We start from the raw sequence: 16,904 nt of genomic DNA, 5'->3' as shown, positions 1-16,904 counted from the left end.
TTAATTGATTAAAAGTTAATACTAATCTTAATAATTAACACTTTTAAATAACAAATTATATATTATACTATAAAAGGTATCTAAACGCTGAGATTTGACTCCGTTTAGATACCTTTAAACTTTACATTGTTATATGATAATTATTTTTATCAACCTTTATTTCTTTTTCAAAAACTTTATAATATTCTGATTCATGTCCTCTTAAATCAATATTGTCCATTAATTTTATATTTTTAACTATATTATTATCTATTGCTTCTAAAAACTCATCTTTATTTCTAACTAACTCTGTTTCCTTTGCAACATTATAATAAGTATATCCAAAGACTCTTTTTTCGTGGATTAACTGATTATTATCACAATTTAAAATTCCACCATCTCTAAATTGCCCCCTTATTTCAATTGGAGAATTTATTTTTATATCTCCTTTTAAATAAACCTTTGAATCTTTTCCTAAAATGTCAAGTCCAACTCCAGATTTATTTTGTAAATCAAGATTATTTAAGGTTACTACTCCATTTTCAACCTTTAATCCATTACCCTTTTCTTGATTATTTACTATTTTACAATCATTAATATGAATATTATTTCCCTCTAAAATGTTTACTGCTCTATTAAAGTTAGACTCTATGAAAACATTTTCTAAAGTTATGTCATCTCCTGATACAGTAATAAGGTTATTCTTATTATTTAAAGTTTCATCATCATCCTTACATACTATATTTAAATTTTTTAGCACAATTCCATCTCCCTGTAGTGTAAAAAAATCTCTATTAAGATTTTCAGCTAATTTAGGAACATAGATACTATATCCTTGACCATCTATTACAACATTTGAACTCTTAATATCTACTCCACTAGAAATTAAATTGCTAAGGTCAATGTCCCTTGATAATTTTATCTCTTCTAAGTTCCCATCATTTATTATTTTTAAGAATTCTTCTGTATCCCCTACTGTTTTTTCTATTCTAAAAATATTATTATATCTTTTACTATGACTTATACTTTGATTTATAACTGAATTATCTTTGTTTTTCTCTATTAAATTTACTTCTTTGCCTAAAACTACGCTACTGGAGAGGTTATTTACTACTATAGCAGTTGCTATTATTTTTGCCACCTTTTTATGTGCCATACTAAACTCACCTCTTCTTATTATTTTTCTTATATTTCTATTATGAACTAATTATATCATTTTTTGTATAGGTTTTCAAAAAATAAATTATAGATTTTTTTGACATATCATAGATTTTTTTTAACTCTACTAAAATCTTATAATTTATTAATGTATATTATATGTTTTTAAAACCCTATACCTTTAAGGACGCCTTGCCAAATCATGGAAAACAAAGCATTATTCTTTCCTTAATTAAATAAAATAACTACTATAAGCTAAAATTTCTATATTAGTCTAAATTATATATTCTATTATAATTGAGAAAGTTAAAATTTAAATACAAAAAGGTTATAACATGTTTCATAAATTAAAATCCTTATTACAATTAATATAAGATAATAATTTAATAATAAATCATATTATAACCTAAGTTTAAAGTTAAGAATTTAAAATTTCTACCTAATTAGTAAATCAATTAATAAATAAAATAAATTTAAAATATCTATTTTTACGAATTAGTAATAAAGTTTAAAGAACTTTCCCAAATTCTTTAAGTACCTCTAACACCTTATTCTCCTCCATAGGTGAAAAATATTCAATATACTCACTGTGATTAAATCTTGTAAATAAGTCCTTTGACATATCCATCCACTCTTCTAATATATAAACCCATATTATTTCACTAGTTGGACAACTTAATATAAATGATTCCACTCCAAAAAAGCTATACTCTACAATATCATGAAGTTTTGTTAATTTAACATAATCTTCAACAACTTTAGTAGTTAATTTATATTCATATATATCCACATAGAAAAAGTCAAAGTTTTCTCTCTTAGCTTTAAACCCATCTCCTTTTACTATTCTTATCTTAGGATTTTCTCCAAAGTTTTCTAAGTATAAGTCAATTATTTCTTCACTCATTTCATAGACAACTATTTCTCTTACTTGATCCCTTTTTACTATTTCCTGAACAAAGTATCCTAATCCTAAGCCTAGAACCCCTACCTTACCCTTTGCTCTCTTTATACTTTCAAAAGCTCCTTGAATCTCCTGTGGTGAAATTCTCATCCAAAGCTTTTCTCCTTCATATAGTTCTATAGGACTTTCTTTTAATATCTGCTTATGCTCATATAAATAGCCATCAAATTCTTTTCCTTCACTATACTTAATAGTAAAGTTACCCTTTTTGCTCTCTTTTATTTTTTCTTTATATTCTTTTATTTTTTCCTCACAATAATCTATGTTATATGGTATCATACTTTTTCCTTTCTAACCTTCTCAGAAAACAATTTATTTTATTAATATATATTTTAACACAATATCACTTTATATATATAAATATAGTTTTATGATTTAAATCATTAATAATATAAAACAAATTTAACTCTTTTATTTTAATTTGATGTAAGAAACTTCTCAACAAATTTTTTATAAAAAATTTTATATTATTACAAAAATATCATAATTATTTTCTACTTTTTACTATTTATATATAAAATAGAAATTTCCATTTTAAATTCCTACTAAAATAGTCTTGATTTATTTTGTTTAAAATTATATAATTTAATCAATTAATATTAATTATTAATTAATTGAAATTAAGTAGGTGATCAAATGAAAAAGGTAGCAATGAGCGATGATGCTTATATTGAATTTAAAGAGTTCCTAAAATCAAATGATATAGATAGTGATGTTATTAGAATAAACTTTGGTGGGAACGGACCTATGGGCCCTATGTTTTATGTAACTGCAGGAGAAAAAAATGAAGGTGATGAGGTTGAAGTAATAAAAGACTTAACTTTTGTTATTGATTCTTCTTTAATCGATGTATTTTTAGGTTTCTCAATACTTTCTGATGAAGAAAACTTTGGAGAAGGATTAACTCTTGATCCATTAATGAGCGACTATGAAGGTGGCGGTTGTAGTGGAAACTGTGGTAGCTGTGGTAGCTGTCACTAATTATAATATTTCTATTTTAGTGTGATATTATTTTAAAATATATTAATAATAAACTATATAAGGCAATTTTGCTTTAAATTAAAATTTAGGAGGAAATAGATATGTCAGTTGTTAAAATGAGCAATGAAGCTTATACTGAGTTCAAATCTTTTCTACAAGAAAACGGCGTAGAAAAATTTGACATAAGAATAAATCTAGCAGGAGTTGGCTGAGGCGGCCCAGTATTTAATATTGTTCTGGATGAACAATCAGATAATGATGAAGTTGTTAAAATTGAAGATATAACATTCTTCGTTGATAAAGAACTTGTTAAAGATTTTGAAGGATTCACTCTGCTTTCTTCAGATGAAAATGGTGGTAGAGGATTATCATTAAAACCAGTTAAAGAAAGCGAAGGCGGATGCTCTTCTTGCTCAAGCTGTCATTAATTTTTACATATAGAGATGGATTTTATTCCATCTCTATTTTTTTATCTTCTCTTAAATTAACCTTCTAATAAAAAATAAATTTAACTTATATAAATATAAATTTTATTTAAGTATTTTAAAATTAATTTATACTACTTAAAATACTAAGGAAATTTAATTCACTCTTCTTCACTTTATTCTTTAAAAATTTTTAAACTAAATTAAATTTCAATATTTTTACTAATATGGTTGTTTATGTTTAATTTTAGTATTATAATTTAATAAACGCTTTATTTTTAAGGAGGAGAGATAATGAATACAACTCTAGCAAACCTAACTCCAACTAAAGAACAAAGAAAATACCAAGAAGATGAACTAATAGCTTTTTTAGACCTTCAATTGAATACATTTACAGCTAATTCTGAAAATAATGATGAAGCTCCTTCTTTATTAAAACAAGAGACTTCATTTAACACAGATATATGGATAGAAAATTTATTTAAATTTGGATTTAAGAAAGTTATTTTAACTGCTAAGCTTAATAATGGTGTTTGTTTATGGCAAAGCAATTGTTCAAAAGTTAATATAAATACTTTTTCTTTAGAGAATAATTATGATGATTTAGTAAAAAAAGTTAGTAAATCTTGTAAAAAGTTTGGACTTAAATTTGGTATTCATCTTACTTTAAAAGATTATCTCACTTTAAACTTAACTCCTGAAGAATATGATAATTACTACGCGTCTCAATTAAAAGAACTTATGACTAATTATTCACAAATAAGTGAAGTTATTATGGATATGACCTCTTTAGATGAATATTATGACTCCCTTGATTTTGAAAGATACTTTAAAGTAGTTAAAGAAATAAATCCTAAATGTATCATATCTAGCCCTATTGGACCAGATGTACGTTGGACATATTATTCTGATATAGAGTCATCTAAAAACTATTTCTACTCTTCTATAAATTTAAATCTTTTAAAAGAAGATTTTAACAATGAAGAAATTAGAAAAGGAAATATTTATGGAGACACTTGGATTGTTGGAGAAAGTATTTACTCCCTATCTGACTGCTTAAACCATAATAAAGATTCATTATCAAATTTAAAACATGTGTATAATAATTCATTAGGAAGAAATACAAACTTGGTATTAGTTTTATCTCCTAATACAGATGGATTATTAAATCATAAGGAATTAAGCTTACTTTCTGATTTTTCTAAATATATAAAAGAAACTTTTTCTAATAACCTTATTAAGGGTTCTTCTATATTAGCTACAAATTCATCTTCTAGCGATAGCTATAATTTAATTGATGACTACAAAAAATCTTATTGGATAGCTAATGAAAATGCTGTTAACCCTTATATAGAGATAGATTTTAAAACTATCACTGAATTTAATATTTTAGAAATTAGAGAGTGGATTGCTGAAGGTCAAAATGTAGAAGAATTTAAAGTTTATGCATATAACAATGGTTGGTTTGAACTTTATAATGGTACTTCTATTGGATATAGACATATAGCAAAACTTAATAATATCAAAACTGATAAAATTAAAATTTCATTTACTAAATATAAAAACCCACCTATGATTAATCATATTGGTGCATATTTAGGATAATTTTAATAAATAATGTTTTATAAAATACAAAAATAAATATAGAAAGTTAAAGCAAAAAACTATCCTTAATAGAGTTTTTTGCTTTTTAAAGAAAAAAGGTTGTATCAAAACTTATATTTAAAACTTATAAATATATTTTCTTTATATTTTTCATAAGTTTTATTGATTTTTGTTTTGGTACAACCCTCTTTTATTTTACTGTTAAATTAAAATAATTTTTTTGTAAATATAATTAAGTAAAGTTGTATTAAGAATAAAATTCCATTAAAATTATTCTTATAATATAATTGCAATATTTTATATTTACTGGAGGCGTAAAAAATGAATATAGCTTATGACTTTATAATTGCTTTAATATTAGCATTTGTATTAGTAATGATGAAGCAATATGTTTTTGCACTAATTGTTGTAGTAATCTATGCTTTATACAAATATAATAAGAAAAAGCCTTATATTTTAGCTTACAAAGGTAATGTTTCCTTTAGAAATGGTGAAAGAGAAAAAGCTCTAGAACTTTATAAAAAAGCTTGTACATATAAAAATGCTAGTGATAGCATAAGACTTCAATATGCATACCTTACTCTTTACTTAGGAAATTTAGAAGAAGCCACTAAGCTTCTAAGTGCTATTGATTATGATAAACTACCAGAGAGATTAAGAGCTTCTTATACAATGACAGATTCTCTTATAACTTGGAAAAATGGTGATTTAAAAAAGGCTATTGAAAACTTAAAAAATCTTCATACACAATATGAACATACAACTGTTTATGAGACTTTAGGTTATTTCTTAATATTAGATAAAAGATATGAAGAAGCTTTAGAATATAACCTTTTAGCTTATGAATATGATAAAGATAACAAGGTTATAATGGATAACTTAGCTCAATCTTATTATTTCACTGGAAATATAGAAAAAGCTAAGGAAGTATATACTAAACTTTTAGATGAGGACCCTGGAATACCAGAACCATATTATTATTATGGCTTAATCCTAAGAGATGAAGGAGATACTAAAGGAGCTTTAGAATCTTTCGATAAAGCCTTAACTAAAAGAGAATCTTATCTTTCAGCCCTTAATAAGGATAAAATTAGAGCTGCTATACAAGAATTAAACATATAGTAAAAGCGGGCTATATAAAAATATAATAATAAAACTTACAAACATATTCTGAAAATTACTAGATTTCCCTTCATAATGTTTGTAAGTTTTATAAAAAGTTATTTTTATAAAAGCCCCTTTAATTTTACTTTTCTAAGGCTTTATTAAATTTTTCCTCTATAAATTTTCTTGAATTCTTTATTTCAACTCTATAGTCACCAGTACCTGTGTACCAGAACTCAGTAACAAATCTTCTTACTCCCATATTATATGATTCTTTTATTATACTTTCAAAATCAACATGTCCAGTTCCAAATGGAATCTCTCTAAACTTACCTGGTTTTGTTTCCTTAAGATGAACAGCCATTATATGACCTTTACCACTTCTTAAATCTTCAATAACATTTTTATTATATTTAGTAGCGGCATTAGTTATATTTCCACAGTCAGGATAAACCCCTAAGTATGGTGAATCAATCTTTTTAACATAATTCATGGTTTTTTCAACTGTGTTCATAAACTCAGTTTCCATAGTTTCAAAAGCTAAAATTATTCCTGATCTAGCAGCCATTTCAACAGATTTTTTTAGATTTTCATAAAATAATTTTCTTGTTTCTTCACTACCCTCTTCATAGTAAACATCATACCCTGCTAATTGAATTATCCTAATTCCTAAATCATCAGCTAGCTCTATGGCCTTCTCCATTATTCTCATACCACGATTTCTAGTTGTTTCATCTGCACTTCCTATAGGATATTTTCTATGTCCACTAAGACACATAGTTCTTATTGGAAGCCCAACTTCATACATAAGGTCTACTAAAACCTGTCTTTCTTCTTTTGTCATATCAAGTCTTTTTAATTTTTCATCAGTTTCATCTATGCTAACCTCTAAAAAATCAAAATTATTCTCTTTTGCACATTGAAGCTTTTCCCTCCAAGTAAGTGTATTAGGCATAGCTTTCTCATATAATCCAATAAAATATTCCTTCATTTTAATCCGCTCCTTTTCTTAAGCTCCTGTTTGTCCATAGTAAGCATTTGGACCATGCTTTCTTGAAAAGTGTTTATTTAATAAGTCATCAGACATACTATCTACATTTTTATTTGCTAATATTTCTGTGTTATATGCCATCATTGCCACTTCTTCTAGAACAACAGCATTATGAACAGCATCTTTAGCATCCTTTCCCCAAGTAAATGGACCATGATTTTTAACAAGTACTGCTGGAATATTCTCTGGATTCATGTCTTTGAATCTTTCAACAATTACAACCCCTGTATTATATTCATAATTTCCTTCAATCTCTTCTCTAGTCATGTCTCTTGTACAAGGGATTTCATCTGCAAAATAATCTGCCTGAGTTGTTCCATATGGCTTTATTCCTCTTCCTGCTTGAGCAAATATTGTTGCCCATCTAGAATGTGTATGAACTATTCCTCCTATATTCTTAAACTCCTTGTAAAGTTTTAAATGAGTATCTGTATCTGATGAAGGTTTATATTTCCCTTCAACAATATTTCCCTCTAAATCAACCACAACCATATCTTCTGGTTTCATTGTGTCATACTCAACTCCTGATGGTTTAATTACAACAAGTCCTTTTTCTCTATCTATGGCAGAAACATTCCCCCATGTAAAAGTTACTAAATTATATTTTGGAAGAAGCATATTAGCTTCGTAAACTTCTTTTTTTAAGTTCTCTAACATATAAAAGATCCTCCTTAGACTCTTAATAACCCTTATAACAAAATTTATTCTTAAGTATTTAATATTAATTCACTTAATAAAATTTAAAATAAAGCTCTCTTATTAGTTAACAAAGTAAGACAAACTTATTATCTTCTATTAATCAGTAACAATATATAAGGCAGCTTGTCCTAACTCTCTATTTGCAGATATTATTATATCTCTATCATCTTCATTTAAAACAGCAACATTACTTGGTCCAACCCCAGACTCAATAACTACAGTTTCAAACTCTAATTTTTCTTTATCAGTCCATTGAATATAAAATAAATCTTTATCGCATCTTCTATAACCACCTATTATAGTTGGAACGCCTCTTAGCTTGCCACCCCAAACAACATGTCCAAAATCCATTTCTTTTGGATACTCATAAATAATTTTATATTCATCTCCATACTTTTTATTTATTCTAAAATGTTTACCATGAAATTCTTCAATAGTAACTAATTCATCTTCACCATCTTCATCTATATCTACAACAGCTACATCACTTGTAGGTCTATCCATTATTTTTTCAACAGTCCATTCCTCATCATCACTTTGAGGTGGTGTTACTCTAAATACTCCTTCTTGAGATGTTACTAAACCAACCATTTTTCCATTATGATATGCTCTACAATATCCATGATTTTTAGTTAATCCTTCTTTTATAACCTTAAGCTCAATAGGTTTATTTAAATCTTCTGGAATTTCTCCTACATATATCTTACCTGGATCGCTCCAATCATCTTTAAATTGCTTACTATTACATAAAACTGCTCCTAAGAAATATAACTTTCCATTAGCTTCTAAAATATCGAAACGATGTAAATATGGTAACTTAAATAATGTTTTTATTTCCCACTTTCCATTTTCATATCTTCCCCATACTATCTCAGCATCTTCTGATTGAAATGTAGGGAAAAATCTTTGAACTGCTAGAAAATCTCCATTTTTTCCTGGTATAGGAATTATAGACATTGTTCCTCCTGGGCCATCCCAAACAGTTGATTGTTTAAAATCATCTCCTTCATACATGAAGCAAGGACCTTCTCCTTCAGTTGCTATAAGTATTTTTCTATCTCCATCAATAACAGTACTGCTTGTTGCATAACATCTATGTAAGTCAGTTAAAAACTTCTTTTCTATTTTCATCTTATATTCCTCCTAGATTATAAATAATTAAAATAAAGTCTTATTTATAACATAGTACCTATCTCTTAACACTCTAAGAAATAAGTACTATATCATAACTTTTATATTTATTTGTTTACTATATTTTCTACAATCTTTTCTTCAATTTCTTTTTCTGATAAAAGGTTTTTAAGTCCTATAACTATAGTTCCTGAAGCCTTTGCTTTATCGAAATTTCCTTTTAATGCATCTGAACAGAATACTACATCATAACTTGAAGCTTCTGTTTTTGCTGCTCCTATACTTGTATGATGAATTGATACAGGAATATTTAACTTTTTAAATATCTTCTCTATTTTCATTTTTATAATTTGACTTGATCCCATTCCATTTCCACATGCTGCTATTACTTTTAACATAAATATCTCCTCCTAATTAACACCAATTATTTTTATCTATTTTATTTTGATAGTTAGTACTTAACAAAGTGGTACTAACTATCAATTGATTTAAATCTAATTTTGTACTCTTTCCTTTTCTTTGTCTTCTAAATATCCTTCATAATCTTCAACTAACTTGAAGTAACCCTTTTTATTTTTAAAATATTGAATTTGTGGTATTAAAAGCATTCCTACTACTGCTATTCCAACCCCTACATAAGCAAACTTGTCCATAAGAACTCCAACTACTGGCCATAATGTATCCCAGTCAAAGTTTCCATGCCATCCTCCAAATTGAGCTAATCCAAAATAGTAAGCGGCAAATGCTCCACCTAAAACTTGTATAACTCCTGAAACGAATGGAATTATCATGGCAGCCTTCAATCCACCTTTTCTGTTAGCGAACACTGCAAATGTAGCATTATCAAAGAATAATGGTACGAATCCACTTATTATAAGTACTGGACTTTGGAAAACTACAAGTCCTATTATTGCTATAAATTGACCTACTGCTCCAAATAAGAATCCAATAGTAACTGCATTTGGATGTCCAAATCCATAAGTTGCTGCACAGTCTACAGCTGGTACTGATCCTGGAAGTATTTTATTTGAAATACCTTGGAATGATTCAGTAAGTTCTGAAACGAACATTCTAACACCCATTTGTAATATACTTAAATAAACTGCAAAGTTAAGTGATTTTTCTAGTATGTAAAATAAGAAATTTGTATTTTGATCAAATCCCTTATCGATTGTATGCATTAAATCTGGTCCTAGTATTCCCATAATTATTCCGAAGAAAACAGTCATTAATATACCAGTTGCTACAACGTTATCACTAAATATAGATAAGAATCCTGGAAGTTCTAAATCCTCAATACTCTTTTTACTATTTCCTATTTTTCCAGCTATTTTATCAGTTATCCAAACTCCTAACATTTGTTGGTGACCTATTGCAAATCCACCACCTTCAGTAAGGTCTTGGCATGGTTCAACTGTAAGATTAGAAAATACTGCCCAGTATGTTCCAAGAAGTAATCCTAACATTACTACTACTCCCATATTACTTAAGTTTGGGAAACAGAAAAATACTAACCATAAAGCTGTAGCTGATTGTTGTACCATTACATGTCCTGTAATAAATACTGTACGAACCTTTGTAAATTTTCTAAGTAATACAAGCACTAAGTTAAATAAGAATGCTATAAGTAAAACTACCATCATCATGGAAAAAGATTTTCCTATATTCCCTATAGCCTCTTGAGCCGCCGTTTGTCCAAAATAAGGATCTATAACTGCCGCCTGTAAATTAAATCTATCTTTAAGGCCTGCAAGAATTGGACGGAAGTTACTAACAAGTCCACCTGCTGCAACATTTAAAATTAAATAACCGACTGTTGCCTTTATAAATCCTGCCAAAGCATCATAAAAAGGTCTCTTAAGTAACAAGTAACCAATAAGAACTATAAATCCAATGAAAAATGCAGGTTTTGTCAGAATGTTATTTTGGAAAAACTCCCAAATGTAGATTATAAAATCCATAATACTTCTCCTCCCATATCCCTTTTCTTAACTTATTCCAATATTATGTAAACTGTTTTAATTTATAACTTAACTGAAAAACTAAATAAGATTAGTCTTAAATATTTACTATAATTTCTACAGTACTTTAGTTTAAAACCTACCTAAAGCACTGTAGAAACTTTAAAACTTTTTTAAAAATCTCTTATACTAATTTTTTAAGATCCTCAACTGATTGAGCTTCTAAAAGCTTTTCTACAGTTTCTTCATCTGAAATTAACTCAACCATTTTAGTTAAATTCTTTAAATGTACTTCATTATCTACTGAAGCTAAAACAAAGAACAATTGAGCATCATACTCTTCCCCTTCACCAAAACTCACAGGAGTATTCGTTTTCATAAAACATATGGCTGTTTCATTAACTCCATGTCCTTCTTGTGCATGTGGTATAGCAATCTTTGGAGCAATTACTATATATGGTCCATGTTTTTTAATACTATTTATTATTAAATCTGCATACTCTTTTTCAATAACTTTTTCTTTTTCTAAGGGAGCACATGCAGCCTTAACTGCATCCTCCCAATTATCAAAGCCATCATGAAAAGAATATCTACCTTTTTCTATTAATTCTTTTAACATGATAATTTCCTCCACTCTTAAATCTTATAGGAATGAGTTATATGGTAAGTTTATATCTACAGAGAAACAATCATCGAATCCTCTTGGATAATGATATTCTCTCTTATCCTTATCTTCTGGGAATGTAAACTTTCCACCTACTTGCCATATAAATGGTGTAAATTTATATTGTAATCTATATTTTTTCATGTCATATAATGCTAAGATTTCATTTGTATCAGCTTGGAAGTTTGACCATATATCATGATGGAATGGTATTACTACTTGAGTGTTTAATGCCTCAGCCATTCTTAAAATATCTACTGATGTCATTTTATCTGTAATACCTCTTGGGTTTTCTCCATATGATCCAAGAGCAACATCTATTTTATAATCATTTCCATGCTTAGCATAATAATTTGAATAATGTGAATCTCCACTATGATAAAGATTTCCTCCTGGAGTTTCTATTAAATAGTTAACAGCCTTATAATCCATATCTACTGGCATTTTCCCTCTTAAGTCTCCTTCTGGAGGAGCTGTTATTAAAGCTGTTCTATCAAAAGATTCTAAAGCATGTAATTGAATATCTTTTATTTTTATTACATCTCCTGGTTTAACAACTATACATCTTTCCTTTGGTACTCCCCATCCTATCCATTTATCAACACATGCTTGTGGTCCTATAAATGGAACATCTTCTGAACAATTTTTTAAAACTGCAGCTGCAACATTTATATCTATATGATCGTTATGATCATGTGTTGATATTATTGCATCAACATTCTTTATTGCAAATGGATCTAATACAAAAGGTGCAACTCTTAAATTAGGTTGTAGTTTCTTACCTCCACACATTCTTGCCATTTGATGCTCTGGATTTATGTAAGGATTTTTCTTTGTTCTTTTTCCGCTTCCGCACCAAAAATCTATACATATGTTTGTATTTCCTTGAGTTTTAAGCCATATACCTGTACATCCAAGCCACCACATAGAAAATGTTCCTGGTTTAACCACTTCATTTTCTATCTCTTCATTTAACCAAGTTCCCCATTCTGGAAATGTATTTAAAATCCATGATTCTCTTGTTATTTCATTTACTTTACTCATAATTATACCTCCACCCATTTTGATTGTTTTGAACATTATTAAGTTCGTTCAATCATTTTATGATTAAATTATATACTGTAATTGTTTTCTTTGCAAATCTTTTTTGATTGTTTTTTGTTTATTCTTTATTTTTTTGTGCTATTAATCAAATTATTTTCTATTTTATGTTCTTTTTGATTATTTTTGTTCTATTTGCGTTGATTTATACTGTTCTTTTATGTAAAATTATTATAAATAGTAATAAGAAATTTAATGTTATCTATAATAAGCTTCTGTTTTTAATTATTAAAGTTAAATACAACTTCATATTTTTTTAAAATTACTATATACAAGTTTTAGTAACTTTTTCAAATTATCTATATATAACTTAATTTTAGATTTATAATATTCGGAGAGATATTTATAGAAAATAATACCAAACAATATCGATTAGGAGGCATTTATAATGAAAAACGCAAAAGGCTTTGTTTTTAAAAGACAACAGGCAATATTGAAATATTTAAAAGAAAATAAATTTGCTAAAACAGAAGAATTAGCTACTTTATTAAAAACATCTAATATAACAATAAGAAGAGATTTTCAAAATCTAGAAAAAGAAGGAGTTATAAGAAGAAAATACGGTGGTGCTGAACTTATTGAAGGAGCTTTGAGTGAAGACCCATATTTTAATCATACCAACATTGAGAGAGAAAAAATTAAAGATTCTATAGCTAAAAAAGCTGCTGAATTTATAGAAGATGGAGATAGTATATTTATAAACTCTAGTTCAACTGCAATAAAACTCTTAGAATATATAGAAGATAAAAGAGTTATGGTAATTACAAACAATGGCAAAATCTTAGGTATGAATTTATCACCTAATGTAGAGATAATACTTACAGGCGGTGAAGTATATGGAAGAAAGCAATCTATGGTTGGTGATATAGCCACTCAGATAATTTCTAAAATAACTGCAACTAAATGTTTTATAGGAGTTAGTGGTATAAATGCTAATACAGGAATCAGTACATCTGTTCTCCAGGAAACCACAGTAAATATGAAGATGCTTGAAAATTGTAATGGCCCAACTTTTGTCTTAGCAGATAACTCAAAAATAGGAATACATCATAATTTTTCTAGTGGAGATATTTCTAAAGTTAATTATGTAATCACAAATGAAATTGAAGATGATAAGTCTGAACTTGAAAAATTAAAAGAAAAAGGAGTAAAAATAATATTCTCGTAAAATACTATTTCAATATTTTTATTAAAATTTATAAAGCTTAACTAAAAAAGATAAAAGCAAATTAATTGCTTTTATCTTTTTACTTATATAGCTATATATTTTTTAAAGCTTTCATATTCTTTTCTATTCTCTAATACTTAAATATTTTTTTGTATTAAATAATCCTCTAATTCTAATAAATAAATATTAAGTTATTATTGTATCAACACATCCATTAGCTATAGATCTTTCTTTCAATTCATTCATATAACTATCTTCTGGACTTATAGTTCCATGAACCTTTATACCCTCTTCTCTAACTCCAAAGGGTCTATATTTTATAAGTTTATATCTACATTTATCGCCAATGATTTTAGAAACTTCATCCACTGTTTTTTCGCTATTTATTCCTTTAGCTATAACAGTTCTAACTTCATACATCTTGTCTAACTCTAATATTCTTTTTAAATTTTCTAAAACTAATTTGTTTGATGATTTAGTTAGCCAAATATTTTCTTTTTCATCAATTGACTTAACATCAAGCATAAACTTATCTGTAAGATTTATAAGCTCATCATCTAATTTAGTATTACCATTAGTATCAACAAAGCAAGTCAATCCAAGTTTTTTAACTTCTCTAAAAAGCTTTATTAAAAATTCAGAGTTTAAAGTACATTCTCCACCACTAACAGTTATTCCTCTTATAAAAAAGCTGTCTTTTTCTATCTTTTTTACAAGCTCTTCTACTGAATATTCCTTAAGTTTAGGAGAAGACATATGCTCGCATAGCTTTATACATTTATCACAAGAAATACATTCTTCCTCATCCCAAATAACTTTTCCATCACTAATTGATAAGGCACCTACTTCACAATTTTCAACGCATTTTCCACAAGATATACATTTATTTATAGTTTCAGGATTGTGGCAATACAAACACTTAAAATTACATCCTTGAAAAAATATAACCATTCTATTTCCTGGTCCATCAACACAAGAAAATGGAATTATCTTATTTATTAAAGCCATAATATCACTTACTTTCTAATTTTTCTTTCAAAGGCATGACAATTATTCTTTGCTCCCATGGCAAATAGGTCTGTATTATTAAGAACAGCCTCTCCCCTTTCAAGCTTTTCTACCTCTGAACGCTTAGCTAAATATCCAGTTACCCTTACTACATCTGCTCCACTTCCATAGACAGACATATATCTTATTCCTGAATTAAAGGCACCCTTTATAATATCAACTAAGGCTTCTGGATGATCATTATATGTATATTCAAATACAAATATATCTCCTATTCCATTATAAAAATATTTATGGAATGGTGCTGATTGAATTATATGGTTAAATAATTCTGGTTCTTCTCCAACTGGTATTCTACATCCTGGTGATACATTTTGGTCTAAATCAATTCCTACTTGTGCATGAAGAACATAGTGTCCTCCAAAGCAATTTACATGTTTAGCTTCATGCTCTGATACTATTTTATTTAATTTCTCTATTATCCTTAATCCAAGTTTATTAGCTTTTTCTGAATACCCAAATCTATCACCTTGTTTCTCTGCTCCTAATAAAGTATTTACAGCCTCTGCTAGACCTACTACTCCAAACATTCCTGTAAATAATTTTTTCTGAATAAATACTTCTTTTACTAAGAAATTAGAAGTAAAGAACTGAGTTTCCTCAACTAAAAATCTTATTCTTTCATCAATATACTGAATCATTTTAGTGCTTACATAAGGTAATACATTCTCTAAAAAGTCCTCTACTGAAGTAGCCTTCTTAGCTACCTCATTTAATTTTATTCTTACAAGGGTATATCCACCCCCACCAATATGAAATCCATTATAACAACTTGCTATAGCATATCTATCTGTTCCAAAGCTTTTCACATCCATTTTATGATTTGCAAAACTAGGTTTAGCTGTACTTAAAGCAACCTTTGCACATAAATTTATAAAACTCTCTGGAGTATTTTCTAAATCATACTTAATACTTAAATTTGGAACTGCACATTGAAGTTCATCCATAGACTCTAATATTAATCTTCCTGCTACAGTCTCTCTTGGCCCTATATTAGCATGTACAAAAGAATCAGTTAATGTTCTATCTATGTGCTTTAAAAATAATTTAATTGCTCTTTTCGCTTCCCTTTCATCTTCTATAAATGGCTCTAAAAGCTCATCTATATTTCCAAGGTAAACTGGAAATGTAGTTATTGAAGGCACATGCTTATAGAAAATTAATAGGTTATTAGTTGCTTCCCATATATCCTCTGGAACTGAAAGATTTAAAAATTCACATCCCTTTTCCATAAGTAAAGAATAATCTGGAATTATGTATCTAGGCCTAAATGGTGCATTCCCCTCAAAAAGAGTACATATACACCCTTCATCTATTAGTTTTTTTGTTTCATCATCAATATTTAACACTTCAATTGTGCTTTCTGCATAAGCAGCTAAATCTTTAATTTGCTGATGATATGTTAATGATTTATCCTTTAGTATCTCTAATACTCTATTCATACTTTTCATCCCCCTTAAAACATACAAGTATATTAATTTAGTATTTTTAAATAAATTGTAAGAAAATCAAACTTATTATAATTTAATAGATTTGAATATAAATTAATTATATATCTTTTATGTAACCGTGTACACACAATGTACACTAAAATAAACTCAAAATAACCATTTAGAAATTTCTTGACATACTAAAAACTTCTTAATTTTATTATTCTTACATAATAAAATTCTACAAAAATACTAAGCTAGAATTAATATACATTATTAAGCATTCGGTTTTGCCATTCAGTAGCAGTTCCGAAAACTTTATCCGTTATGTAAGAAATAGTTGATGGAGACAGTTCAATTCTATATAATTCTTCTATTTCTGATAATTTCTTTTTTTGTTACTTTTCCTTGAGCTTTT

General features: G+C 27.6%; 16 protein-coding genes and 1 pseudogene. 5 read left to right on the top strand and 12 right to left on the bottom strand.

Going from position 1 to position 16,904, the window contains the following annotated elements; all coding sequences use genetic code 11:
- Nucleotides 1–121: 121 nt before the first annotated feature.
- Both GOM42_RS03620 and GOM42_RS03615 read right to left on the bottom strand, forming a co-directional pair.
- Nucleotides 122–1,135, bottom strand: coding sequence for a pectate lyase-like adhesive domain-containing protein (locus GOM42_RS03620; RefSeq protein ID WP_078233403.1), 1,014 nt, complete (start codon nucleotides 1,133–1,135; stop codon nucleotides 122–124).
- A 510-nt stretch (nucleotides 1,136–1,645) separates the two neighbouring features.
- Nucleotides 1,646–2,377, bottom strand: coding sequence for a hypothetical protein (locus GOM42_RS03615; protein WP_078233402.1), 732 nt, complete (start codon nucleotides 2,375–2,377; stop codon nucleotides 1,646–1,648).
- Nucleotides 2,378–2,734: 357 nt separating this feature from the next.
- Between GOM42_RS03615 and GOM42_RS03610 the strand changes: the two genes are divergently transcribed.
- The 4 genes from GOM42_RS03610 to GOM42_RS03595 all read left to right on the top strand — a co-directional run bounded on the left by GOM42_RS03610 (nucleotide 2,735) and on the right by GOM42_RS03595 (nucleotide 6,231).
- Nucleotides 2,735–3,079: a HesB-like protein gene (locus GOM42_RS03610; RefSeq protein ID WP_003453095.1), complete on the top strand. Its 345-nt coding sequence runs from the start codon at nucleotides 2,735–2,737 to the stop codon at nucleotides 3,077–3,079.
- A 101-nt stretch (nucleotides 3,080–3,180) separates the two neighbouring features.
- On the top strand, nucleotides 3,181–3,507 hold the full coding sequence (locus GOM42_RS03605) for a HesB-like protein (protein ID WP_011590297.1): 327 nt from the start codon (nucleotides 3,181–3,183) through the stop codon (nucleotides 3,505–3,507).
- Between the two features lie 291 nt (nucleotides 3,508–3,798).
- Complete coding sequence (locus GOM42_RS03600; RefSeq protein ID WP_096071634.1) at nucleotides 3,799–5,109, top strand: alpha-L-fucosidase; 1,311 nt, start codon at nucleotides 3,799–3,801, stop codon at nucleotides 5,107–5,109.
- A 321-nt stretch (nucleotides 5,110–5,430) separates the two neighbouring features.
- Nucleotides 5,431–6,231 carry a tetratricopeptide repeat protein gene (locus GOM42_RS03595; RefSeq protein WP_049039990.1) on the top strand — a complete coding sequence of 267 codons (801 nt, stop codon included), beginning with the start codon at nucleotides 5,431–5,433 and terminating at the stop codon, nucleotides 6,229–6,231.
- 124 nt (nucleotides 6,232–6,355) lie between these two features.
- Here GOM42_RS03595 and GOM42_RS03590 read toward each other — a convergent pair whose 3' ends face one another.
- The 7 genes from GOM42_RS03590 to ulaG all read right to left on the bottom strand — a co-directional run bounded on the left by GOM42_RS03590 (nucleotide 6,356) and on the right by ulaG (nucleotide 12,763).
- Nucleotides 6,356–7,204 carry an L-ribulose-5-phosphate 3-epimerase gene (locus GOM42_RS03590; RefSeq protein ID WP_078233401.1) on the bottom strand — a complete coding sequence of 283 codons (849 nt, stop codon included), beginning with the start codon at nucleotides 7,202–7,204 and terminating at the stop codon, nucleotides 6,356–6,358.
- An 18-nt stretch (nucleotides 7,205–7,222) separates the two neighbouring features.
- On the bottom strand, nucleotides 7,223–7,921 hold the full coding sequence (araD, locus tag GOM42_RS03585; RefSeq protein WP_003456978.1) for an L-ribulose-5-phosphate 4-epimerase: 699 nt from the start codon (nucleotides 7,919–7,921) through the stop codon (nucleotides 7,223–7,225).
- A gap of 138 nt (nucleotides 7,922–8,059) precedes the next feature.
- Nucleotides 8,060–9,094 carry a hypothetical protein gene (locus GOM42_RS03580; RefSeq protein ID WP_252597698.1) on the bottom strand — a complete coding sequence of 345 codons (1,035 nt, stop codon included), beginning with the start codon at nucleotides 9,092–9,094 and terminating at the stop codon, nucleotides 8,060–8,062.
- 107 nt (nucleotides 9,095–9,201) lie between these two features.
- Entirely contained in the window at nucleotides 9,202–9,492 is a 291-nt protein-coding gene (locus GOM42_RS03575) for a PTS sugar transporter subunit IIB (RefSeq protein ID WP_003457096.1), read from the bottom strand.
- A gap of 96 nt (nucleotides 9,493–9,588) precedes the next feature.
- Nucleotides 9,589–11,055 (bottom strand): PTS ascorbate transporter subunit IIC, encoded by a 1,467-nt coding sequence (locus GOM42_RS03570; RefSeq protein ID WP_003456976.1) that lies wholly within the window; start codon nucleotides 11,053–11,055, stop codon nucleotides 9,589–9,591.
- A gap of 184 nt (nucleotides 11,056–11,239) precedes the next feature.
- Nucleotides 11,240–11,674: a PTS sugar transporter subunit IIA gene (locus GOM42_RS03565; RefSeq protein ID WP_003457079.1), complete on the bottom strand. Its 435-nt coding sequence runs from the start codon at nucleotides 11,672–11,674 to the stop codon at nucleotides 11,240–11,242.
- Nucleotides 11,675–11,698: 24 nt separating this feature from the next.
- Nucleotides 11,699–12,763, bottom strand: coding sequence for an L-ascorbate 6-phosphate lactonase (gene ulaG / locus GOM42_RS03560; protein WP_003457064.1), 1,065 nt, complete (start codon nucleotides 12,761–12,763; stop codon nucleotides 11,699–11,701).
- Nucleotides 12,764–13,208: 445 nt separating this feature from the next.
- Between ulaG and GOM42_RS03555 the strand changes: the two genes are divergently transcribed.
- Nucleotides 13,209–13,988, top strand: a complete 780-nt coding sequence (locus tag GOM42_RS03555; RefSeq protein ID WP_003456934.1) for a DeoR/GlpR family DNA-binding transcription regulator — start codon at nucleotides 13,209–13,211, stop codon at nucleotides 13,986–13,988.
- A gap of 186 nt (nucleotides 13,989–14,174) precedes the next feature.
- Here GOM42_RS03555 and GOM42_RS03550 read toward each other — a convergent pair whose 3' ends face one another.
- The 3 genes and pseudogenes from GOM42_RS03550 to GOM42_RS03540 all read right to left on the bottom strand — a co-directional run.
- Nucleotides 14,175–14,996 (bottom strand): YjjW family glycine radical enzyme activase, encoded by an 822-nt coding sequence (locus tag GOM42_RS03550; RefSeq protein ID WP_003456956.1) that lies wholly within the window; start codon nucleotides 14,994–14,996, stop codon nucleotides 14,175–14,177.
- An 8-nt stretch (nucleotides 14,997–15,004) separates the two neighbouring features.
- Nucleotides 15,005–16,498 (bottom strand): YjjI family glycine radical enzyme, encoded by a 1,494-nt coding sequence (locus tag GOM42_RS03545; protein WP_078233399.1) that lies wholly within the window; start codon nucleotides 16,496–16,498, stop codon nucleotides 15,005–15,007.
- Between the two features lie 254 nt (nucleotides 16,499–16,752).
- Nucleotides 16,753–16,869: pseudogene (locus GOM42_RS03540) on the bottom strand (transposase); the annotation flags it as partial.
- Nucleotides 16,870–16,904: the final 35 nt, after the last annotated feature.

Origin of the sequence: Clostridium sp. 16K-1-R1 (assembly GCF_023921145.1) — a bacterium.
GTDB lineage: Bacteria > Bacillota > Clostridia > Clostridiales > Clostridiaceae > Sarcina > Sarcina perfringens.
This window is presented reverse-complemented; position numbering and strand designations above follow the sequence as displayed.